This window comes from Rickettsia endosymbiont of Ceutorhynchus obstrictus (assembly GCF_964026565.1).
Lineage (GTDB): Bacteria > Pseudomonadota > Alphaproteobacteria > Rickettsiales > Rickettsiaceae > Rickettsia.
Window position 1 is genome coordinate 1,601,314 of sequence record NZ_OZ032162.1, and the last position, 22,119, is coordinate 1,623,432.

A 22,119-nucleotide genomic window follows, 5' to 3' on the forward strand; every position below is an offset into this window, starting at 1 on the left:
TAAATATTACGAGGTATAAATGTCAAAACTAGCGATAATAACAGGCGGGACGAGAGGAATAGGTAAGGCTACCGCTATTGCCTTAAAAAATAAAGGCTTTACGGTTGTTGCCAATTTTTTCAGCAATCACGATGCAGCTAAAGAAATGTCGGAAAAACATTCAATACAAGCCAAACAATGGAACGTAGCGGATTATGACGAGTGCCGGCAAGCGGTCAAAGAAATCGAAGAAGAATACAAAAGACCGGTAAGTATTTTGGTGAATAATGCCGGTATTACTAAGGATGGAATGTTACATAGAATGAGCCAACAAGATTGGCATGACGTTATTAACGTCAATCTTAATTCCTGTTTTAATATGTCGAGCGCAGTGATCGCGCAAATGCGCAACCAAAATTACGGTCGCATCGTTAATATTAGTTCAATCAATGCTCAAGCCGGACAAGTCGGGCAAACTAATTACTGCGCTGCCAAGGCTGCGCTTATCGGCTTTACTAAAGCTTTAGCCAAAGAATCCGTTTCTAAAAATATCACCGTAAATTGTATTGCCCCCGGTTACGTCAGGACGGAAATGATGGGACAAATTCCTGAGCGCATCCTTGAGCAAATAGTTGCGGCTATCCCGATGAAAAGACTTGGAGAACCCGAAGAGATAGCCAGAGCCGTCGAGTTTCTAACCGATGAGAATGCCGGATTTATTACCGGCGAAACTTTATCGATTAATGGCGGTCATAATATGGTATAAATAAAGTTTATATGAAAAATAAAACGGCGCAAGATTACTTTGAAAAAGGGGAAGTACTATTTGCTGCAGAAAATTTAGAAGAAATTGATGTTTTTATTGAGGAATGTTACCGGCAAGGACATGCTTATTTTGAGAGAGGCAAAGAGGATATTAAGTATTTTCACGAAGCAGCAAAGCTTTTTCAGTATGTATTTGAGTTTAACCCAGAATATCCCGATATTTATTATCATATGGGGATAGCTTTTTATGAATCGAATAATAAATATCAAGCATATGTTGCTTTTAAAAAGCTTAGGATGCTTAATCCAAACTATAAGGATGCGAGTGATAATATGAAACAAATTCAGGAAGATTTAGGGATAGAGGAAAATAATCGCCAATTAAAGAGAGTTGAAAATCATGACGAAGGCTTTGAGGAAGTTAATTTTTCAGAAAATTCTTCAGACTATGAACCTGTAACGCGTGCAGAATTTAATAGCTTCAAAAAAATGACTTTCCAAGCGGTTATGACACTAAAAGAAAATGCGGATAACCAGCAAGAAATATTAGATATTAGCAGAAAAACTAAAAAAGCTTGGGTAATTAAAAATATAAAATTACTTAAAAATGAAAATCTTGAATTATATAAATATTGTCAAACATTTCATTACACTATAACGAATATATTTCAAGCTTATATTACTTTAGGCACTGGTTTGATAGGTGCAAATATTGATAAATTTGAGAAGATACACTGTAAAGTTTTAAGAAAATTTGCATGTTACGGCGCCGATCTTATGGAAATTGTTGTCGCTGGATATGCAGCACTTGGTCCCGGGATATGCGCAATTCATGAATTTACCGCTGATATTTATGATCTGATAATGGGCAAAAAATTTGATAATCGAGTAGAGTGTATAAACAAAATTATAGCAGAGAAATTTCATTTTAAAAGCGTAGCTATCGAGTTAGGCGAACTCGCTCTAATGATAACTAATGCTAATAAAGAGAAAATTTTAAACCCGCCGCTAATAGAAAATAAGAATTGGTTACAAACTAAACTGTCTTATGTGAAGCAAAAAGCCTTCGGCGCCTCTTCTCCAAATAAAAAAAACTCTCCTACTGAATCAGCTTTCGAGGACGTTACTCTTTTTATGATGTATTTATTCAAAAATCATAAGTCAATAATAGATAATAAGTTACCTTTTAAGGAGCAGGTACAGGTTATTCTAGGAAAAAATCTTACTAACTTATTAATCGATGATACAGAAAACTTTAAGCAAATAACATTCATACAGAGTATTATTCCGCCAAAAGATAGATCAGAAATAGAAAAGAATACTTTAAAGAAAATATGGAACATTGAACCTAGCCGGTTCAACTTAAGCTGGTTTAAGCCGCGACCAGTAAGTGATTTTTTGGAAGAAGAATATATTAAAAATTCTTTATCTTGTAGCAATTCTAATTTAGCAAAAATAGCAATATTTGATATAATGATAAATGCTGTAGTAAATAATAATAGCAAAAATTTTGAATGTTTAATAGAATTTAGTAAAAAATTCCCCCATATAATTAATTATATGGCATATTATTGCCCAGAGCGGTTTGGTGGTGGGGAGATAGCTGAAAAATGTATTGAGGATGCCCACCTTAGACATAAAGTTGTAGAAGAATTAACTGTAGTATTAAGTGATTCTAAAGTGCCACTACTATTATTGGAAAATGTAAATGAGGGTGAAGATAAAGGTTTGGGGGAAGAAATTGAATTTCAAGTGCTGGGGGATATTTAGGATAAAATTCTTTTAAATTTTATCCTAAATCCGTATCTATATTTATTAAGTAAAAGCAATTTTAATCCTGATTAAAAATCGTATTTCCCATAACCTCAGATGCCTTATAGTTATCAATAATTTCAGTAGACCATGTTGACGCAGCAGAACTAAAGACTGCTGCCTTACTACTATACTCAGTGGATTCATGTATATGTTTAAGTGCTATTTCCTTGGAAATCAACGCCAAATTTTCATAGATTTTCACACATAGAGAATAATTTTCTTTTGCTAAAGGTTGGGCATCTAATACAACCATTCCTCCTTTTTCCGTGAATCCTTTGTCCGCAAGATATTTACCGTGTTTTAAGTGTAATTCTACTTGATCTTGAATATTATAATCATTGTGCGTTTTCTTCTTTTCCTCAACGCCTAATGCTGCTTTAAAAGCCGCCTTCTCTTTACTTATACAATTAGTATACTGGTAGTGTTCCATTGCTTTTTTATAATTTTTATCTTGTAACTCTATATCTCCTAATTCCTCATGAGCTTCTTTATTAGATTTATTATTTTCAATAGCTTTTTCATAATATTCTTTTTTAGTTTGAGAGTCAGAAGTTACATTACCCATTTGGCAATAAATTTCGGCTAGTTTAGAGTGATAGGCTTTTATATGTGAGCTAGATAAAGAAGCATTTTCAACATCTTCTAGCAGTATTGATGTTAATAATTTGTCATAAAATTCTATATCCATCTTATGCGGTATTTCTACTGTAAGTAGTTTCTCATATATAATATTATGAATATTTTCATTAATCTCTTTAATAGACTTCAAATCAACAAATTCTTGCCATATTTTTTCGGTTAATATTTTAATTTTAAGATCACTCTCTATAACTAACTCCTTTAAAATTTTTATATTATTTTTTACCGTCTGTCTCAATAAACCTGACAATACATCATTAGTAGGAGATGTAATGTCCAGCATATCCAGTAATAGAGATTCGATCGTTGTTAAACTCATTATATCGTTGTTTGTAAGAATTGATTGTAACATTTTTAAGTTATAGATGTTATTTAGAGTATCTTCGGTTAAAATTTTTATATTTTTTATGGAATCAGAAAAATTTTCTACAGATATCTTTAAGTTGGAATAAAAAGAAGTTTGCATAGCAGTTTTAAAAGATTCTATTAATTGCTCATTTACATCCCCAATACTTAAAACTCCGTCAGCTAACATTTTAAACCAATTATCGCGCATGCGTGGGGAGATCATCTTACTTATACTTATATTTTCTCTATTAGTTGAACTTATTTCCGTAAAATATTTTAAATAATCTACGTAATTGCTTAATTTATTGTTTAATCCGTTTGATTCTTTATCTCCTAAAACTTCATATAATGCATTATTTAATGCTAAAAATTTTGTACCATCATTATCTGTAGTAGTATCATTATTAGAAGGATTACTTAACTTTTTAAAAATGTCTATTAATATTTTTAAGTTTGTAGTATCCGGCAAAAGTATGGTATCATGATAAATTGATTTTGATTCTAGGGTGAATAGTGAATCTTTTTCTTTATCCCATTTTGTTTTTATTTTATCACTTAATTTGCTTATACCCTCTCTTAACCCCTCCTTAATGGAAGATTGCAGGGTTAAAATATCCGATATATTCGTAGAACCCGCCGCTATTTTATTATTTTCTTTAGTCAAAGGAGGGAATTTTTTACCAAAAATATGGTCAAAGTTACCCAAATTTATGGTACCGGGATAAAAAGTAGGAAAAAGACAAAGTGAGGTTGAGAGCTTTAAAAATTTTATAATTTCCTCTTGCTTCTCTCTATATTTTTCTTCACCCCTTGCTCGCCATTCGACAATATCCGTAAGAGAAGTGGATATATTAGTAGTGGTTTTATATGGAGGAGTGTCGGTAACAACTAAATAAAGGCTATAACGAGTTAAGGTAACATTTTCCAGCAAAATAGCAAGTTTTTTTGTTATAGGTAGAAATTCCTTTTTAAGATCGCTATCTTTTATAGTAATGATAAATTTAGTAGAATAATTACTCAGAATTTTTTTCATATAAAATGTATTAATAATTGCTTCCGACTTAGAAAGCTTATCCTGAAGGGAATTATTCTCACATACTATTACATCATCCACTGATTTAGCTATATTTATAATAGGTTTACCCGGCAAACTATAGCCTAGAGGCGAAGAGGAAGGAAGAGAATTATGGGGTAATATTAAGGTCCCCTCCTCATTTACATTTATCGTAAGTGTTTTAGAAGCAAACAACTTAGTTAAAGTAGTTTTACCGCTGCCGGGATTTCCTAAAATAATTAAGGCTTTATAGTCTTTTTCCTCTGTAAGGTTAAGTTTTATGCCTCGCTTCTCCAAGATTTGATTATTTTTTTCCAATAAAGGATAAAAGTTGCTATTATACTCATCCAACAATTCTAATGTTGCTTCCGGATTGAATTTATTTTCAACTATTATTTCCTCCTTTGGTTTATTTTCATTAGATTCTAATTTCATTACACTACCCTCTTCTTTATAATTACTAATGGTTTCTGATGAAGATGATTGGAGGATTTTCCCTATCCCCCCCTCCTTTACTTGCTCTCCTGCTTTTGACGCTACCGATGGCGCTTTGTCTACTAATTGCTCTGTCGGTTTTAGCTGCAATGCAGGAATTAGGTTAGAAACCGGTATCGCTTTTACTAGTTGCTCTGCCTCCGACACTTCTTTTGGCGGTTGCTGTGGTTTCGATTCAGGAATCCGATCCTCTACCCATATATCTAATTTTTTGTCCGATGATGATATTTCAGATCTATTAATACATGTCTTAATATTTATTGACTCATTAGACTTTTTTGCTTTAATCTCTTTGTCTAATAAGTTCCTAATTTTCGGTGACATCCTCCCTTCAAGCCCCATAGTAAAAGTAAAATTTTTAGTAACACTAGGTAAGAACTCTGCTAGAGCTTGTAGTCCTTTATCATGTATTATATTATTATCAAAATTAAACTCGATTAGATTATTATTTTTTTTATGGGCTGCTAACCAAACTTCAAATCCTTTATCGCTTATATGATTTTCATTAAAATTAAGGTTCTCAATAGGAGAGTTCTAGGCTATTTTAGCAAAAGCATTTAAGCCGTTATCTCCTATTTTATTGTTGTTAAGAGAAAGAGATTTGATGGTTTTATTATTTGCAAGGATACCGGCTAAAATTTCCGCTTCTTCACTTGTAAGATCGTTGTCAGAAAGGTTAAGACTCTCGAGTGAGGTACAGTAAGTAAATATATCTTCTAACTTTTTTATTTCGTCTCCCGTTAATTTAATAGAATTAATAGTTAATGCCTTAACTTTATGTTTGGTATCCTTTATCGATTCTACAAGCACTTCCATATCAATCGGTCTTGTGGAAATCGTAATACTAAGTGAAGAGTCAAGAGATTCCGAATTATTTAATTTTGCTATAACTTCGTTAAATTGTGTACTAAATCCCAAAAGCATAACTTGTACCATTATTAAGTTAAAATTTTTACTAAATATTAACTTATATAGTATCTTTAGAAATTTAATTAGTTTAGTTAATAACTTATTATTAAATTAATTAAAAAGATGTTTGTGATAAAATTATCACGGGTAATTTATCGTTATAGCTAAGTAACTTCATAAATTACTTTTATTTTATCCTGTCTAATCCTTATTATACCTAAGGTAGTTAAATTAGTAAGTTAGTAATAAAAAATATGAAACGCCTTAAACACTCTACATCTATTATAAAAATTTTTATTTCCATTGGGATAATTGCCGGCATAATAACTTCATATTTATTATATTCTGCTACTCACCGATTCAAATCTAATATTATTGTAAAAATTGATAATAATGATATTAACATTTCTAGAGATTTCACACTTATTGATCAAAACGGTAAAAAATTTAAAAGTAATTATTTAAACAATCATTTGAGTTTAATTTATTTTGGAGTCACTTACTCTTTAACCGATTATAATTATATGAGGCAACTATCTGAAATTATTAAAATTCTACAAAAAGAACATATAATTGTTAGGCTGGTCTTTATTACTCTAGATCCTGAACATGATAATAGTGAGGTACTCAAAAAGTATTTAGAAAAGTTTAACAGTGATTTTATAGGTTTAACAGGTTCTGTTGAAGATATTCAAGATGTTGCTCATAAATTTGAGGTTTTTTACCGGCAAAAACAATTTGATGAGGAAAATCATAGTTACCGGCTTGAACATTCTGCTTTTGTTTACCTAATAAATAGTACAGGTAAATTCTTAAAATATTATTGTTTAGGATTACCGAAAGATTAGTTAGGGGTATCAACTTAAGAGATCGTCATTGCGAGGAAGTGTTGCCCGCGTGGGTACCCCAAACGTCATTGCGAGCGACTGAAGGTCTTGTTGCATGGCTCTAAAAAAGTGCCGTATGTCATTCCCGCGCAGGCGGGAATCTAGAAAATAATAGTCATCCTGAATTTATTTCAGGATCTACTACAGGATCTACTATAAGAGATGCTGAAACAAGTTCAGCATGACAATAATAAAGCCTAGATTCCCGCCTTTAGCTAGAATGACATAATGGGGTGTGGGAATGACATCATAAACTTGTTAGACTAATAGAGCATTAGCGGCAAATTTTTCTATCATTGGAGCAAATAAAACTTCCAATTCTTTTCTAACTTCTTCTTTATCTTCTATCTTTTTACCTTCTTTATTTAAAACTATCTCGCCGCTAGCTACATGATTCATTACGGCATCGATAATTGCCTTTTTGTCATGTTTACCGTCCATATATTTTAAAGCAAATTTTTCAAAGAAATTAACACCTATCGGCTCATGTTTCAAATTTGTAACCCACATAGCCGGACTATTACTAACTTGATATGCCACAAATTTTGAAGTTTTAGGCTTATCAAGGTTCGGCGCACTTCTTTGTTTTTGCATAGTAATACTAATATAACCTTGTAATACTAGCTTCATCGCATTATTTAAAAGTTCGGCTTTTATTTCGTTTAATTTAGTATTGTGCAATTTTTTATTAGCTTCAGACGTTACTTTTTCAAAGCTAATCGGATTATTAATATTCTCGTTAAAACTATAAAGGATAGCTTTCATATAAGGTGAGGAAGTCGATAAGTTAGATTCTTTATTACCGTTTAAAAAGTATTTTAAAGATTCAGCAGAATTATTAAGATCGACCTCAGCTAGAGGTTTTTCAGGCACTATATTAAAGACCATATTAAACTTAGTAATATCGTCATTATTAATATTTCTGTTTAATTTAACATTATCATGACATAATAAAGTAGTTCTAAACCGACGATTGGTAATAAAATCCATATATTGCTCAGTCCGTACTATATCATTCACGGCTTGCAGTTTTTCAGCTACTTTTGGCGGCATATTACCGAGATACATGGTAGATATATTACAATCGCTTAAATATTGTAAATTATGTTTTTTAGCTTCATCCATAAATTCATGAAAATAAAACTGGGCATTATCTTCTTCTAAATGATCATGGCGTAAATAATGATCGCTTTGTTTAGCAAGCAATCCTGCTTCTGTTTTTAATACTTCGGCATAAGGAGTTTTAGAATTTTCTAAACTATCTTTGACAAATTCAAGTAGTAATCTAGATTGAGCAACTTTATCTTGCACATTCGGAAATGAGCTTGAATGATAAAGCATCATGTCGCGAATAGTGCGAACCATATTCCAGCCGGGTAAGGTATTATAGCTAATATAGGCTATACCGTTTGCACTCAAATTTTTATTGCATACCTCAAAAATTTTATCTCTCACAAATTTCGGCACCCAAGAAATTACACCGTGGCAAATAATATAATCAAATTTACCGAAAGACTCGTCAATATCCGTTATAGAACAATGATGAAATTCTATATTCTTAAGCCCAAGCCCTGCTTTGTGCTTGTTCGCTTCATCAATTTGTACTTTAGATAAATCAACACCGACAAAATGAGCTTTAGGATAATTAACGGCATGCGGTATTAAATTACCGCCGGCTGCACAGCCGAGTTCTAAAACTTTAGCGGTTTCTAGCGGCGGCGGAGTCATACCGAATAATGTAGCAAGAGTGGTTAAATGATAAGGATTAGTTAGTGCATATGGATAACTTTCATATGGCACTTCATCATAAGTATTGTGTGGAGCTGCGAGTTTTACGTTCATATTTTTTCCTTGTAAATTAACAAATTAAAATTACTTGTCATAGCGTGGCGGCATTGTTGCATAGGACGATAAACACGCTCTCGATGTCATTCCCGTGAAAACTGGAATCCAGAAAAATACTTTTAAGTCATCCTGAATTTATTTCAGGATCTACTATAAGAGATGCCGAAACAAGTTCAGCATGACAATAATAAAGCCCGGATTCCCGCTTTCGCGGGAATGACATCCTTTTAAAGCAATTTCCGATCGCCCAAACAATGCCTACTATGGTCAAGCAACTAGATGACACCGTCACTTAAATATACTACATCAAAATTTTCTAAATTGGCAACCTATAAGTAAATCCTATACCAAATTCTCCGATACCTATGGTTTTTTTGATAGGATTTGCCGGCACAAATTGCCGGCTTTGAATATTTAGAGTATCGTAATTAATTTTTACGTTTTGAGCTACTTGCAATTTTGCGGCTAAATCAATGCTGAAATTCGGGGTTATATATTTTGAAACACCGAGACCGGCTTGCCAAGCAAAACAATTAGTGCGAGTTTTTCTTACTTTAAAATATTCTATATTCATTAAATCCCATCTGGAAGAAGTTGATTTAACTTTCACCTGCGCTATACCTGCACCGAATATTACAAAAGGAGTGAAGCTTTTTACTTCTTGAAAATCATATATAAGATTTACCATATATATATTAGATATTACTCTAGTTTTACCTGGAGTTTTCGGAATAGATAAACCGTTACTTAAATCTTGCTGCGGTAATACGTAATGAAGGCGATATTTCGGTTGATAGGTTGCCGAAAATTCGATAGCTATTTGCGGATAGAAAATATAGCCTATTTTAGCACTATACATACCCGATCTTTTTAAAGTAATAGCGGTATTAGAGTTTTTGTGACGAAATTTACTAACGACCGGCTCCACTATTCCGCCTTCCGCCCCTATATATAAAAATCTTTGATCGGCATTTACTTCTTCTTCCGCATAAGCAACCGAAGCGATAACAATAAAAGAATAAACACAGGCTATAATAAATATTTTAGATAATTTAATCATAAAAACAGATTTTAAAAAAAGCCTATTATATATCTGCTTTAGGTACGGTCAACTAAAATTCTATGCCGATTTTTTAATTTTTTTAACAATAGATACAATAATTCCTAAAATTAATAAGGTAATTGTAACAATAAGAGAAATAAAGGGCTGAATTTCCATAAAAGGATGAATAAATATTTTGATACCGATAAATATTAATATTAAAGCTAAAGAGTATTTTATATATCTAAATCTTTCTACAATATTCGCTAAACAAAAAAACAACGCTCTAAGACCTAAAATAGCAAAAATATTTGAAGTATAAATTATATAAGAATTATTCGTAATAGCAAATATTGCCGGAATACTATCGATAGCAAATACCAAATCTATAATTTCTATAAGTAGTAACGATACGAAAAGAGGAGTAATATATAATTTTTTATCTAGAATAATAAAAAATTTATCACCTACAAGTTTAGGCGTAATATTTAAATATTTTGTTAGTATTTTATAAATATAGGAATTTTGTACGTCAAAAATTTTATGTGATATGTAGAAAGTTTTTACGCCTGTAATAATAAGGATTACGGCAAAAATATATAATATCCAAGAAAATTTGGCTATGATAATAATACCGCCGTAAATCAGAATAGCCCGAAAGACTATTACGCCGATTATGCCTAAAAATAATACCCGATGTTGATAGTTAGAAGGGATAGAAAAAAATTGAAAAATCATCGAGATAATAAAAACATTATCGAGTGACATTGCTTTTTCAATTAAAAAACAGGTGAAATATTCTTTAGTGCTATCTCCTCCCATAGTGTAAAAGACATATACGCCGAATAGGCATGCTATCGTAAAATAAAAAAGGCTAAAAAGTAAACTTTGCCTGAAGCTCATCACACTATTTTTGCGGTGTATAAACCCTAAGTCAAAAATTAATAAAGCTAAAATTACAATGCAAAAAACAATCCAAGTCAAAGTTATTTCCTTATAAGTTTTTGAGGTTCTACTTGTGTGGTAATGTTGCGTGGAACGTAAAAATGCTATCCGATGTCATTCACGCGAAAGCGGGAATGACATAAAAGAGCATAGGAATGATATCGATCTCATCAAGCATTGCCTATTTGTGCGGCGAAATGTACTTCATTTATTCCTAGATGCTTTAATGCATCATACCATTTATTTTCAGGATGATCCGCAAAAATAAAATCTTTATCACAATCCATTATCAACCATAAATTATCTTCCAGCTCTTGTTCAAGCTGTCCGGCTTTCCATGCCGTATAACCTACAATAAATAAGCTATCTTTAGGTCCTTTACCGAAAGCTATATCCTCTGAAATTTCCGAATTAGAACTTACCGCTAAATCATTTTGAAACTGCAACAGCAAATTTTTATCATAATCATTTGAATGAAGGAAAAACCCTCTTTCATGCTCGACCGGTCCACCGAGATATATCGGTATCATGACATTATCGTCTATTGCATCGCTTTTTATTTTAAAAAATGATTTAAATTCTATATAATTTACTAAACGATTAAATATTAGCCCTATCGCTCCTTCCTTTGTGTGAGATAGCATATAAATTAAAGATTTATGAAATATCCCTTCTTTAATGACATAAGGCGTAGCAACTAAGGTCTTACCCGATAAATTATAAAAAACCTTCTCACTCATAATAATTTAATTTCTTTATTTTAATTTAACTCATTTAATTATAATATATATGCAATAGACTAAATTATTCAATAGAAGTTAATAATATTATCGTTTATATTTATAATTTGTTGTATACTACACGAACTCGGATGGTGTCATACCGTGGCTTGACCACGGTACCCAGTACTTAATTTTTCTGGACCTCGTGATCAAGTCACGGGGTGACATTTCTCGACTCTTTAACTTAACATTTTTACATTATTCTAATGATTACGTTATTTGACGTTACGATTTTTGCAATTATTACTATTTTCTCATTCATTGGGTTATATCAAGGGATAATAGGCTTTATCCTTAGAGTGGCAGGTTTTACGGCTTCTATAGCCCTTACCTATTTTTTATATCCATATGCGTTAGAAATAATACATAAATATACCGACAATGAAATTATAGGAATAATTTTTGCCGGTATTGCGTCATATATTATTTCTTTAATTTTATGTATTTTTATAACCTATAAATTCCTTGCCGTAATTTCTTTTATGAGAGGGGGATTTGTTGATAAATTCTTAGGGTTACTACTGGGACTCGCTATCGGTCTTATTATCTCTACTATTTTATTTCTTATTACGGCAATGTTTACTTCTACTAGCTATTTAAAAAGCGAAACTTTTGAAGGCTTTATACAAAGTAACGATAATAATAAATATTCAGGTATATTAGAAAGGTCTTTAACTACCGGTTATTTAGATGAAATAAGTAAAAATATTATAATAATAGTGCCGCCGAGTAGTTTAAAATCAATTGAGATATTAAATAATAAAGCTTCGGATAGTTCCAAAAATACCATACATAAAACATTTAAAAGTAAGAACTCCGGAACTAATCACGGATTTTCAGACGATCTACAAGATGAGCTTGACGGAATTTCATCGCATATAGATGATGAATAAATTTCGCAAAAAGTAAATTTATGAAATTATATAGTTTTGCCGAGCATCTCTCAGAGCTAAAAACTCGATTATTTAGAATAATCGCTATTTTTATTATTACTTTTATTATTTGTTATTATTTTAGCGATAATATATATAGTTTTTTATTACGGCCTTTGGCAAAATTAAGTCACGATAATTTAAGGAATATCATTTATACCGGTCTTACCGAAGCATTTTTTACTTATATAAAACTTTCGGCTTTTTCTGCCTTACTAATTATTATTCCGGTTATAGCAATTGAATGCTATTTATTTGTTAAACCCGGCTTGTATTCGCATGAAAAAAAAATTATCGCCTTTATTCTTTTTATGTATCCCGTTTTGTTTTGGGGCGGGAGTATTTTTGTATTTTATTTTGTAATGCCGAAAGCATGGATTTTTTTCCTTAGTTTTGAAAAACGTGATATAATAGTACCGATAATACTAGAAGCAAAAATTAGTGAATATCTAAATTTAGTAATTCAATTAATTATTGCATTTGGCGTAGCTTTTCAATTACCGATTGTTATTATAATATTGAATATATTAAAAATAATAAAGGTAAGCACGCTACAGAATAAAAGAAGGCTTGCCGTGGTAATTAACTTTATTATTGCCGGAATATTAACGCCGCCGGACGTGCTAAGTCAATTAGCTCTTGCAATACCGCTGCTTTTATTATATGAAATTTCAATTATAGTATGTCGTTTTATAGAAAAAACCGAAAAAATAACCAAGGAAATTAAATGTTAAATATTAAATGGATTAGAGAAAATAAAAATATCTTTGACGATATCTTAAGGAAAAGGTTCATTGAGCCGATGTCAGATAACATTGCTAAATTAGACGAAGATAAACGAAAAATAACAAATTTAATTCAAGAATTTCAACATGCACGTAAAACAAAATCCAAAACTCTTGGAGGTATGGACCCTAAGAGCGAAGATTTTGAAAGCATAAAACGTGATGTTGAACATATAAATGAAAAGCTAGAAGAGCTTAATACTAGTTTAAATAATAATACCGAATTAAACGATATACTGAATATGTTACCGAATATGCCGGAGGAAGAGGTTCCATATGGTATTGACGAAAGCATGAATAAGTTAATACGAACCCACGGCGAAACAAAAACTTACCCATATAGCAAACAGCATTTTGAATTAGGTGAAAAACTGAAGCTAATGGATTTTGAGCAAGCAGCTAAAATGTCCGGTAGTAGGTTTGTAACGTTAAAAGGAGATTTAGCAAAATTAGAGCGCGCTTTAATTAATTTCATGATTGATACTCATACTAGCGAGTTCGAGTTTGTTGAAATTTCACCGCCGGCGTTGGTTCGCGACATAGCAATGTATAATGCCGGTCAATTACCTAAATTTGCGCAAGATTCTTTTGAGACTACTAACAATTATAGACTTATACCGACTGCAGAAGTGCCGCTAGTGAATATGGTGGCCGATAGCATTATCGCACGTGAAAAATTACCGATTCGTTACGTTGCTCATACACCGTGCTTTAGATCGGAAGCGGGTAGCAGCGGCAGGGATACTAGAGGGATGATTAGACTACATCAATTTAGTAAAGTTGAATTAGTAACAATTACCACACCCGAAGAATCAAAACGCGAACATGAGCATATAACTAGTGCCGCCGAAGCAATTTTAAAAAAGCTTGACCTATCTTATCGAGTTATGCTACTTTGTACTGGAGATATGGGATTTTCAGCACAAAAAACTTATGATTTAGAAGTATGGTTACCCGGTCAAAAACAATATCGAGAGATTTCCAGCTGCTCTAATTGCGGGGATTTCCAAGCTCGAAGAATGAAAGCACGCTATAAAGAATTCGGTAGCTCGGAAACTACTTTTGTTCATACTTTAAATGCTTCCGGTTTAGCGGTAGGACGCACCATTGTAGCCATTTTAGAAAACTATCAAAATGAAGACGGTTCTATAACGGTGCCGGACGTTTTAGTGTCTTACATGGGAGGGCTGCAAAAAATTTCAGTATATAAAGAATAAATTGTTTTATTAACACTAAATATTAGGATAGGATTTTAAAGTTGGAGTGATGTCCGGAAACGACACATGAGCTGTTAACTTAAGAATCGATTAAAAGCCGGCTTGATGTCATTCCCGCGTAAGCGCGGCGTTGTTGCACGGCTCGAAAATTAATAAAAAACTCGTCATTGCGAAGCCACGAAGTGGCTGCGGCAATCCAGGCTATCCCGAATGTAATGAGGGATTTAATTAGAATACTAAACAAGTTTAGTATAAAAATATGTTTAACTGGATTGCCACGTCGGCATAAATGCCTCCTCGCAATGACGATTCCGGTAGCCATGCAACAACGCCGTCGTGACCACGGAATGACACCATTTTGTGCGCTTAAAAGCATCCACACAACACCGCTTCTTTGTACGATGAACGTTATCGGTAAATATTTATAGGTATCATTTGTGTTTAGTGATCTAAGAAAAGTTGATAAGGATATATATAATAATATTGCGGAAGATTTTATACCTATCGCATGTCATTATAACGAAAATACTTTGCTTACTAAAGATGGAAAATTACTACAAATTATCCAAATAAACGGTCTTAATTCAGAAAAAATTAGCGATAAATTATTTAATTTACGTGAGCTAGTCCGCTCTTCCATAAAAAAAAATATAACTAATCATGATTTTGCATTTTGGGTACATACGGTACGTGAAAAACAAAATTTAGACGATCCTACTTTATATAAAAAATTACTATCCGCTAACATCCATGAGTTGTGGCAAAAAAAAAATTACTGGCATGATAAATTTGTCAATACCTTATATATATCAATAGTCTATGATTCAACAAAAATTAAAATTAATAATTTTAATTCGTTAATAAACTCCTTATCCTCTAAATTAATCGTCGATTTTGAAACTACATATTTAGATAGCGCTTTTCAAAAATTAAATAATGTTGCCGATAATATCCTTTCAGACTTACAAGAATTCGGCGCAGAAAAATTAGGAATAATATTTGAAGGAGATAAATCTTTTTCTGCTCCTATGTATTTATTTAATCGGATAGCTAATCTTAGCGACGATTATTGCTTAGTACCGATAACTGATTTATCTAGTGCTTTGGGGAAAAGTGAGTATGCGGTCGGCAATGATAAAATTACGGTTATTGATAATGAAGCAAATAAACAATTTATTTCCATGCTTTCAATAAAAGAATATCAAGAAACCCCTTCTACCGCTCTGGATAAGTTTCTTCAATTACCTATCGAGCTAATAATAACGGAAATATTTTATTTTATCGACAAAAAGCAAATAATCTCCGCTCTAAAAGCTCAAGATTATATTTTAAAAATTAGCGGAGACGTGGAGCTTAGTAAATATAAAGGAATTAATAAAATAATAGAACTGCCTAACTCATCAAATCAGTTTTGTAATCAACAAATTTCTATCGCCGTTATAGAAAATGATCTGACAAAACTTGATAAATCTACTGCTAAAGCATCTACTGAACTCTCTAAGCTTGGCATTGTTCACGTAAAAGAAGATATTAATCTTGAACAAACATTTTGGGCACAATTACCTGGTAATTTTGTATTTATACGAAGAATGACGCCGATAATTTTAGAAAATATTGCAGCCATGGCGGCACTTCATAATTCACCGCTCGGTAGTCAATATAGCCCTTGGGGTAAAGCCTTGACTTTACTTAGAACAGAGAAAGGCACTCCCTATTTTATGAATTTTCATGATAAAACCGGCAAGGGGCATACTTGTATTTTCGGAACCGGAAAAACCGGAAAAACCGTATTATTAAATTTTTTGATATCCGAAGCTACAAAATACAATCCGACAATAATTTATATTTCTAATAACAATGATTCTAAAATTTTTATCGAAGCACTTGAAGGCAAGTGGGCTGAGCCGGAAAAAGAATTTTTTAATCCCTTTTTATTAGATAATACGGAAAAATCACAAGCTTTTATTCAAGAATTTTTAAAAGTAATATGTAATCATTATGTTAATCCACTTACCGAAGCGGAAATATCCTTTTTGCAAAAACTGAAAGATAAAATTCTTTCAACGGAAAAAGAAAATCGGAACTTTTCTACGATTTTAAAATCGGAAGATTTTAGCATAGAAGGTGGAGAACAAATACGCGTCAGACTACAGGATTTTCTAGAAGGAGGATTATATAGCGGAATATTTGACGGCTCGGCACTTAATATATTAGAGGGAAGTATAACAGGATTAAATTTATATAAATTGTCGGAAGAATATTTTACAAAACAATTTTATCCTACAGAAAGAAAACTTTTAGAACAATTTACTATAAATTTAACTAAACATCAAAGTGTTTGTGCCGGCTTAATATATGCCCTTACTTATCATTTAACTTTAGCCGGGACAGCTCCAAAAATATTTGCGGCCGACAATCTGGATAAGTTTTATAAACCTGAAATTTATTATGATACTATAAATTTGATTTTTGATAACCTAACTCAAAATAACGGTATTACGGTAAGTAATTTTGATTTTATTTATCTTAAATCGTCACCTAATCATATCTTGCAAAAATGGTTAGATTTAATTAATACTAAAATTATTTTATCGTCCGACGTAAAAATTGAAGATTTGGATAAAATTTTAGGCTTGAATAAGTCGGAAATATATAAATTATCACAATTTGTTCTTTCTTCAAGAATGTTTTTAATTAATAAAGACGGTGAGTCTATTGCCTCTGAGCTTAGTATTGCCGCATTGATAGGAATAGTCCGAATTTTATCGAGCAAAACTAAGGAATTGGATATTTATCGAGAAATATTAGAAAAATACCAAGGCCCTCCGGATAATTGGCTTAATTATTTATATATTGCATTAAATACGATGTACTAGGTTCGATGGCATTCCTAGCTAAAGGCGGGTGTTGTTGCATGGCTACCGGAATCGTCATTGCGAGGAGGCATCGGCGTTGTTGCATGGCTCGAAAAAAGTGCAGTATGTCATTCCCGCGTAGGCGGGAATCCATACTTTTTATTGTCATGCTGAACAAGTTTTGTGCATCTTTTTTAGTAGATCCTGAAATAAATTCAGGATGACTTAAAAATCTTTCCTGGATTCCCGCTTTTAGCTAGAATGACACCGAGAGCGTTTTTAACCATCCATGCAACAACACCGGTCAAGCCACGGTATGACACCGAAACACTTTGCAAAAATTGCAATATATTATCCATTAAACTTGTATTATTTAGAGTTTCAAAAGTGTTAAAAAAATATTACTTAGCCTTATTGCTTTTAATTTTTTCTTGTAATGCAGCGGCATCTATATGGGGTGATATTGGCGGTTGTGTGACTGATCCGTGCAATTGCGGTCAAGGTGATAGAACTGAAACTTGGAACGCCGGTACTGTAAATGAAGTACAAAAAACCTTTAAACCGGGTAGCTTATGCCCTCCTTGGAACAAAAGCGACGGACGTGATGAAGATACTTGCTTATTACAATATGATCATCCAAGCACATTTATCGGTTTTTATTTAAAAAGATGCGCCGAAGCAGCCCCTAGCAGTAATTATTTTTCTCCAAAGATTCGTATACGAATTCAAAGTTGTAATGCGGCTGCCTGTTGGAGTCAATCCGCTACTTTAAATTGGGACGGTGATTGTGTATTATGGCCTACCGGTTACGGCGTCCCTTTAACTCGAATTTGCGCACGTGTTGCAATACCTGAAACGCTGCCACAACCCGGATTAAGTACTGAAGGTAATCCTGCTGATCCCGGTTATACCGAAGGTAAACATCTAAATAAAGTCGGTTATGTAGAGAATGATGAGCCAATTATCGGCGTAGACGGAACAGTAATACCGCTTCAATCTCCTAAACTTTGCGCTTATAGCGATCCGGGGCTAGTCAACCTTGTTTCGGATTCAGGAGCTAACACGGATGCAATGGACTGGAATCCGAATAGTCAGCCTTTGCATAAAACTACGGAACTTAGCCCTATTGCAAAAGTATTAGAATTTTTAGTCAAGACTCTGGGCGGTACAAACCTACCAAGTTTACTTGGAAATGTATTAGATATGATGGGGGCAGAAAATTCTGAAATTTTAAAAGTTTTTAAAACAATATTTAACGCAATAGGACAAATTTTTAATTTTTTTCCAAGTTTGATAATCGATGCTATAAAAATATTCGGATCATTAAATAGCGCTGTAGATAATTATTCATTCGGCTGCGTACAATTACCCCTCGGACCTTATCCTCCACCATTTTGTTCATCATTGAATGAACTTACCGTTAGCCCGCTTCTTCATAACATTTGTAGCCAAAAAAATTCCGACGGTATTACATTTAATCAGTCTTCGACTATATCACCTTGCGTGGTCTCAAATGTAGCAAATAATGTTATTAATAATACTGTGCGGGTTAGCTTTAATAATCTTGTTCCCCTGTGTAGCGGGGCAAGTCCTGATCTTACGACGTGCATTGAGTTAAAAAATATAGGACCGTTTTCTTCAGCTCAGGGTATTCACGCGGCTACTGCTTATACGGATTTAATAAAAGCTTGTAGTTCTGCAACGGGGGACGCTCCATGTATTAATACTAACATACCTCTACCCTGTAGCGTAACGGCAAATGGTTGCAATCAAGGATTTAGGATTGTATATTCTCAAGAAATAGGGAGCAATTCTACCCCAAATGATTATTATATTAGCGATTTACCTGATTGCGGTACAGAAAAGGCAAATAATTCTACTACCTGCCAAAAAATATGGGGAGTTAATATCGGCGAATTTATTGATATAAGCGTAAAATTTCCTATGATTCAAGAGCAAGGTACCGATAACTTACTACCATTGCAACAAATTTTTTCATTAAAAGACAATAACAACAAGGCAAGAAATTTTTATGCCTCGATTGTTAACAAGGCTACCGATCAACAATCTCCTGCGGATATTTGCGTGTTTGAATCGGCTAGTTTAGTAGATTGTCAAGCAAGAGTAGATAAGGGTTATAGTCTTGTTACGTATAAGTGCGGGGAACATGCAGGGCTTAATTGCCCTAATAATACTTATTATACACCTCAATTTATTGCTTCAGTGCAAATAAGAGACGATAACGACAATATTCTAGATGAAACCAATAGTATTATTACGCCCCTATCCGTTACCGGTGATCCTAGCTCTACCGCCACAGAAACCGTAGCAACACTCGCCGGGTATGAGTTTAGTTCTTCCGTGGCATATATTCCTGCAATACCGCCGAAAAGTCCAACCGATAAATATATTGCTATGCCTTTTTCAGGTCCTAATTCTCTAAATCAATTTACTATTTACGGAAAATATAAAAATAATGAAAAACCCTATGACGCTAGCGGGCAAGTTAACCCTAATGCCGTATACTTAAAATATTTGGAATATATAAACGGTAAATATATTCAAGGAGGAACACATGCTTGTTTAATGCCCAAAGATTTTCAACATTGTCTTTCTCTCCCTCCTCCACCTCCAAGAGCTCCCAAGAATGATAATACTACCGAAATTAACTGTATACTTGCCAAGTTAACGGAGTCCGATACGGTTGATTGTCAAACCTTTAAAGATAAATCTACTTTATATCCGAATCTTGGAATATGTCAGGGCGATATAAGTAGCTGTACCCAAGGAGAAACTATAGCAGGTAAAGGAAGCGGTATTACGATTTATAAATGCCCTACCGCTATCGCCGGCATTACTACCGATTGTTATACTAATAATGATAAGGCTAATACTCCCGTATGCGTTCTAAGTAGAGATTATCAAAATAGGATTGATCCGGCTCCTGATAAAGGTCTTATATTAAACGATTCACAACATTATACTATTGAATATGATAATAATAATAAGCCAACATATAATTTAGCAATCTCGGATGTAAGGGATAAAACCTCTCAAGAATTAAATCTTTGTGTGTCGATTTTAGGAATCTGCCCTGCAATTACTACTCCTTCAAATGATAGCGGTAATGCTACTTGGCCTGAAACCGATATAGGAGATTTAGCTAAGGGAACATGTAAGCCTGATTGGATAACCATTGATCCAAATAAACCGTTAGAACGTTATTGCTTATCAAATTTTGATAGCAAAACCGTGGCTTTTGAAAAGCTAGCTCCCGATGTCGGTTGCAGAGAATCTAAAGGTATTACTATTGAAGACCCGGACAGTAATTTTCCTTCAAATGTTGACTCCTCAAATCAATATGATAACACTAGTAAAATCGGCAGTTTTACTTTAAATAAAGAACCGCAGGATAACGGTGCTTTTCCTGAGGATGTAATAATCACTCAAGGCTTATATCATGCAATTTATGAGTTTGAAATTGATTCCATTATAGATGATATAGAATATTTTCAGATACAAAAAGTAGCCTATGATGATTGTGTTTTAATAAAAATCAATGATCAGAAAGTTTTAAGTGAACCTACTGATGTTAACGACTTTAACCTTACTAGCTGTAACGGCGGAAAAGATCAAGGACACGCTAGAGTTACTACAAATGTACCTATTGACGTAAAAAGTAAATTAAAACAAGGCAAAAATACGATTTCTTTTCAATTAGGTGTCATAGGAAAAGGAGGATTATATTACTATATGGAATATAGAATGCGCAGGTAATATTAAAGTTTCGGATATAGTAGAGAGCTTTAAAAATACCGACATACTCCTAATAAATTGAAAAAATCTATTATTATATTTAATAATAATAGATTTTTTTGTTAAAAAGCTTTATAATGGTTAATTCTTTAAATTAATTTTAACTATTATAATAGCTTTTATGAATTTCCTTAGAGGCTATCAGTAAATAAGTGTTAACAAATCAGTTTATTAAGCATTAACCGAATCATAGCAATATAAATCTGATTAGTAGCAGATTTGACAGTATGTTCGTAATGTTTACTTAACCTTCTGAAATTATTTAACCAACCAAAAGTACGCTCTACTATCCATCTAATCGGTAAGATTTCAAATTTTTCTGATTTTCTCTTTACTACAGATAACAATGATTTTGTATTCAAAAAACACCAATTTTGTAAATTACCACTATAGCCTCCATCTGCAAAAAATCTTTCAATTGATGGATATTTATTCTTTGCTACAAGCAAGCTTTCTTTAGCACCGTCTCTATCTTGTATACTTGCTGAATGTACATTAACAGCTAGTAATAAACCATTTGCATCTGTTACTATATGACGCTTTATTCCTTTTATCTTTTTACCGGCATCATACCCTTTTACTTCACTTCTTTGCGTATTCTTAATTGATTGCGAATCAATTATTCCAATTCTCGGATTTGCTTTTTTTCCCCATTGATTCTCGGCATCTTGAAACCAGTTCTTCATTTATCTTTTGCCATAATCCTCTACGATTCCATTTATTATAATATTCATTAACTATTTTATAATTTGGATATTCTTTTGGTAAATATCGCCACTGACACCCTGTACGGCTCTGATAAAATATTGCATTTACTATTGATCTTCTATCTATTTTTATTTTCCTTCCTTTCTTCTTATAGGCAAAATATTCTTTTATTATTTCCCACTCTTCATCCCCTAATTCACTTGGATAGCTCATAATTCTTTTGCTTTTTTGCTACCTTGTATAACATTTCTTCTTCTATTTTTCTACTATTTATTCTTTAATTTTTATTTACTGATAGGCT

19 protein-coding genes and 1 pseudogene are annotated in these 22,119 nt (G+C 32.8%); 10 read left to right on the forward strand and 10 right to left on the reverse strand.

Features of this window, described 5'->3' with window-relative positions; all coding sequences use genetic code 11:
- Positions 1–19 precede the first annotated feature (19 nt).
- Positions 20–745 carry an SDR family oxidoreductase gene (locus tag AAGD64_RS09240; protein WP_341793206.1) on the forward strand — a complete coding sequence of 242 codons (726 nt, stop codon included), beginning with the start codon at positions 20–22 and terminating at the stop codon, positions 743–745.
- Between the two features lie 11 nt (positions 746–756).
- Complete coding sequence (locus tag AAGD64_RS09245; RefSeq protein ID WP_341793207.1) at positions 757–2,514, forward strand: hypothetical protein; 1,758 nt, start codon at positions 757–759, stop codon at positions 2,512–2,514.
- A gap of 61 nt (positions 2,515–2,575) precedes the next feature.
- On the opposite strand, the gene AAGD64_RS09250 is transcribed toward AAGD64_RS09245, so the two are convergent.
- On the reverse strand, positions 2,576–5,419 hold the full coding sequence (locus AAGD64_RS09250; protein ID WP_341793208.1) for a hypothetical protein: 2,844 nt from the start codon (positions 5,417–5,419) through the stop codon (positions 2,576–2,578).
- Between the two features lie 210 nt (positions 5,420–5,629).
- Complete coding sequence (locus tag AAGD64_RS09255) at positions 5,630–6,031, reverse strand: hypothetical protein (protein ID WP_341793209.1); 402 nt, start codon at positions 6,029–6,031, stop codon at positions 5,630–5,632.
- Between the two features lie 227 nt (positions 6,032–6,258).
- Here AAGD64_RS09255 and AAGD64_RS09260 point away from each other — a divergent pair, with 227 nt between their 5' ends.
- Positions 6,259–6,852: an SCO family protein gene (locus AAGD64_RS09260; RefSeq protein WP_253308393.1), complete on the forward strand. Its 594-nt coding sequence runs from the start codon at positions 6,259–6,261 to the stop codon at positions 6,850–6,852.
- On the forward strand, positions 6,828–6,956 hold the full coding sequence (locus AAGD64_RS09265) for a hypothetical protein (protein ID WP_341793210.1): 129 nt from the start codon (positions 6,828–6,830) through the stop codon (positions 6,954–6,956). The genes AAGD64_RS09260 and AAGD64_RS09265 overlap by 25 nt, the downstream gene beginning before the upstream one ends.
- Positions 6,957–7,149: 193 nt before the next feature.
- Here the strand turns inward: AAGD64_RS09265 and AAGD64_RS09270 are convergent.
- The 4 genes and pseudogenes from AAGD64_RS09270 to AAGD64_RS09285 all read right to left on the reverse strand — a co-directional run.
- Positions 7,150–8,709 (reverse strand): annotated as a pseudogene (locus tag AAGD64_RS09270) (methyltransferase regulatory domain-containing protein); the annotation flags it as partial.
- A 343-nt stretch (positions 8,710–9,052) separates the two neighbouring features.
- Positions 9,053–9,796, reverse strand: a complete 744-nt coding sequence (locus AAGD64_RS09275) for an outer membrane beta-barrel protein (protein WP_341793211.1) — start codon at positions 9,794–9,796, stop codon at positions 9,053–9,055.
- Between the two features lie 60 nt (positions 9,797–9,856).
- Positions 9,857–10,762, reverse strand: a complete 906-nt coding sequence (locus AAGD64_RS09280) for a TerC/Alx family metal homeostasis membrane protein (protein ID WP_253308391.1) — start codon at positions 10,760–10,762, stop codon at positions 9,857–9,859.
- A gap of 131 nt (positions 10,763–10,893) precedes the next feature.
- Complete coding sequence (locus AAGD64_RS09285) at positions 10,894–11,463, reverse strand: YqgE/AlgH family protein (RefSeq protein WP_253308390.1); 570 nt, start codon at positions 11,461–11,463, stop codon at positions 10,894–10,896.
- Between the two features lie 248 nt (positions 11,464–11,711).
- Here AAGD64_RS09285 and AAGD64_RS09290 point away from each other — a divergent pair, with 248 nt between their 5' ends.
- The 5 genes from AAGD64_RS09290 to AAGD64_RS09310 all read left to right on the forward strand — a co-directional run bounded on the left by AAGD64_RS09290 (position 11,712) and on the right by AAGD64_RS09310 (position 17,315).
- On the forward strand, positions 11,712–12,398 hold the full coding sequence (locus tag AAGD64_RS09290; RefSeq protein ID WP_253308389.1) for a CvpA family protein: 687 nt from the start codon (positions 11,712–11,714) through the stop codon (positions 12,396–12,398).
- A gap of 20 nt (positions 12,399–12,418) precedes the next feature.
- Positions 12,419–13,171 (forward strand): twin-arginine translocase subunit TatC, encoded by a 753-nt coding sequence (tatC, locus tag AAGD64_RS09295; protein ID WP_410526074.1) that lies wholly within the window; start codon positions 12,419–12,421, stop codon positions 13,169–13,171.
- The gene (serS, locus tag AAGD64_RS09300) at positions 13,165–14,439 is read left to right on the forward strand and encodes a serine--tRNA ligase (protein WP_341793212.1); all 1,275 of its coding nucleotides are present in this window, start codon (positions 13,165–13,167) and stop codon (positions 14,437–14,439) included. The genes tatC and serS overlap by 7 nt, the downstream gene beginning before the upstream one ends.
- 182 nt (positions 14,440–14,621) lie before the next feature.
- Positions 14,622–14,867, forward strand: a complete 246-nt coding sequence (locus tag AAGD64_RS09305) for a hypothetical protein (protein WP_341793213.1) — start codon at positions 14,622–14,624, stop codon at positions 14,865–14,867.
- A gap of 9 nt (positions 14,868–14,876) precedes the next feature.
- Positions 14,877–17,315: a VirB4 family type IV secretion/conjugal transfer ATPase gene (locus AAGD64_RS09310; protein WP_341793214.1), complete on the forward strand. Its 2,439-nt coding sequence runs from the start codon at positions 14,877–14,879 to the stop codon at positions 17,313–17,315.
- On the opposite strand, the gene AAGD64_RS09315 is transcribed toward AAGD64_RS09310, so the two are convergent.
- On the reverse strand, positions 17,278–17,463 hold the full coding sequence (locus AAGD64_RS09315; protein ID WP_341793215.1) for a hypothetical protein: 186 nt from the start codon (positions 17,461–17,463) through the stop codon (positions 17,278–17,280). The genes AAGD64_RS09310 and AAGD64_RS09315 overlap by 38 nt on opposite strands.
- Positions 17,464–17,509: 46 nt before the next feature.
- Positions 17,510–17,653 carry a hypothetical protein gene (locus tag AAGD64_RS09320; RefSeq protein WP_341793216.1) on the reverse strand — a complete coding sequence of 48 codons (144 nt, stop codon included), beginning with the start codon at positions 17,651–17,653 and terminating at the stop codon, positions 17,510–17,512.
- Between the two features lie 28 nt (positions 17,654–17,681).
- On the opposite strand from AAGD64_RS09320, the gene AAGD64_RS09325 reads away from it, so the two are divergent.
- Entirely contained in the window at positions 17,682–21,071 is a 3,390-nt protein-coding gene (locus tag AAGD64_RS09325) for a hypothetical protein (RefSeq protein ID WP_341793217.1), read from the forward strand.
- Between the two features lie 194 nt (positions 21,072–21,265).
- Here AAGD64_RS09325 and AAGD64_RS09330 read toward each other — a convergent pair whose 3' ends face one another.
- Positions 21,266–21,796, reverse strand: coding sequence for an IS5 family transposase (locus tag AAGD64_RS09330; RefSeq protein WP_253307782.1), 531 nt, complete (start codon positions 21,794–21,796; stop codon positions 21,266–21,268).
- Positions 21,726–22,031, reverse strand: a complete 306-nt coding sequence (locus AAGD64_RS09335) for a transposase (protein ID WP_253307783.1) — start codon at positions 22,029–22,031, stop codon at positions 21,726–21,728. Before AAGD64_RS09335 ends, AAGD64_RS09330 begins: the two co-directional genes overlap by 71 nt.
- Positions 22,032–22,119 lie beyond the last annotated feature (88 nt).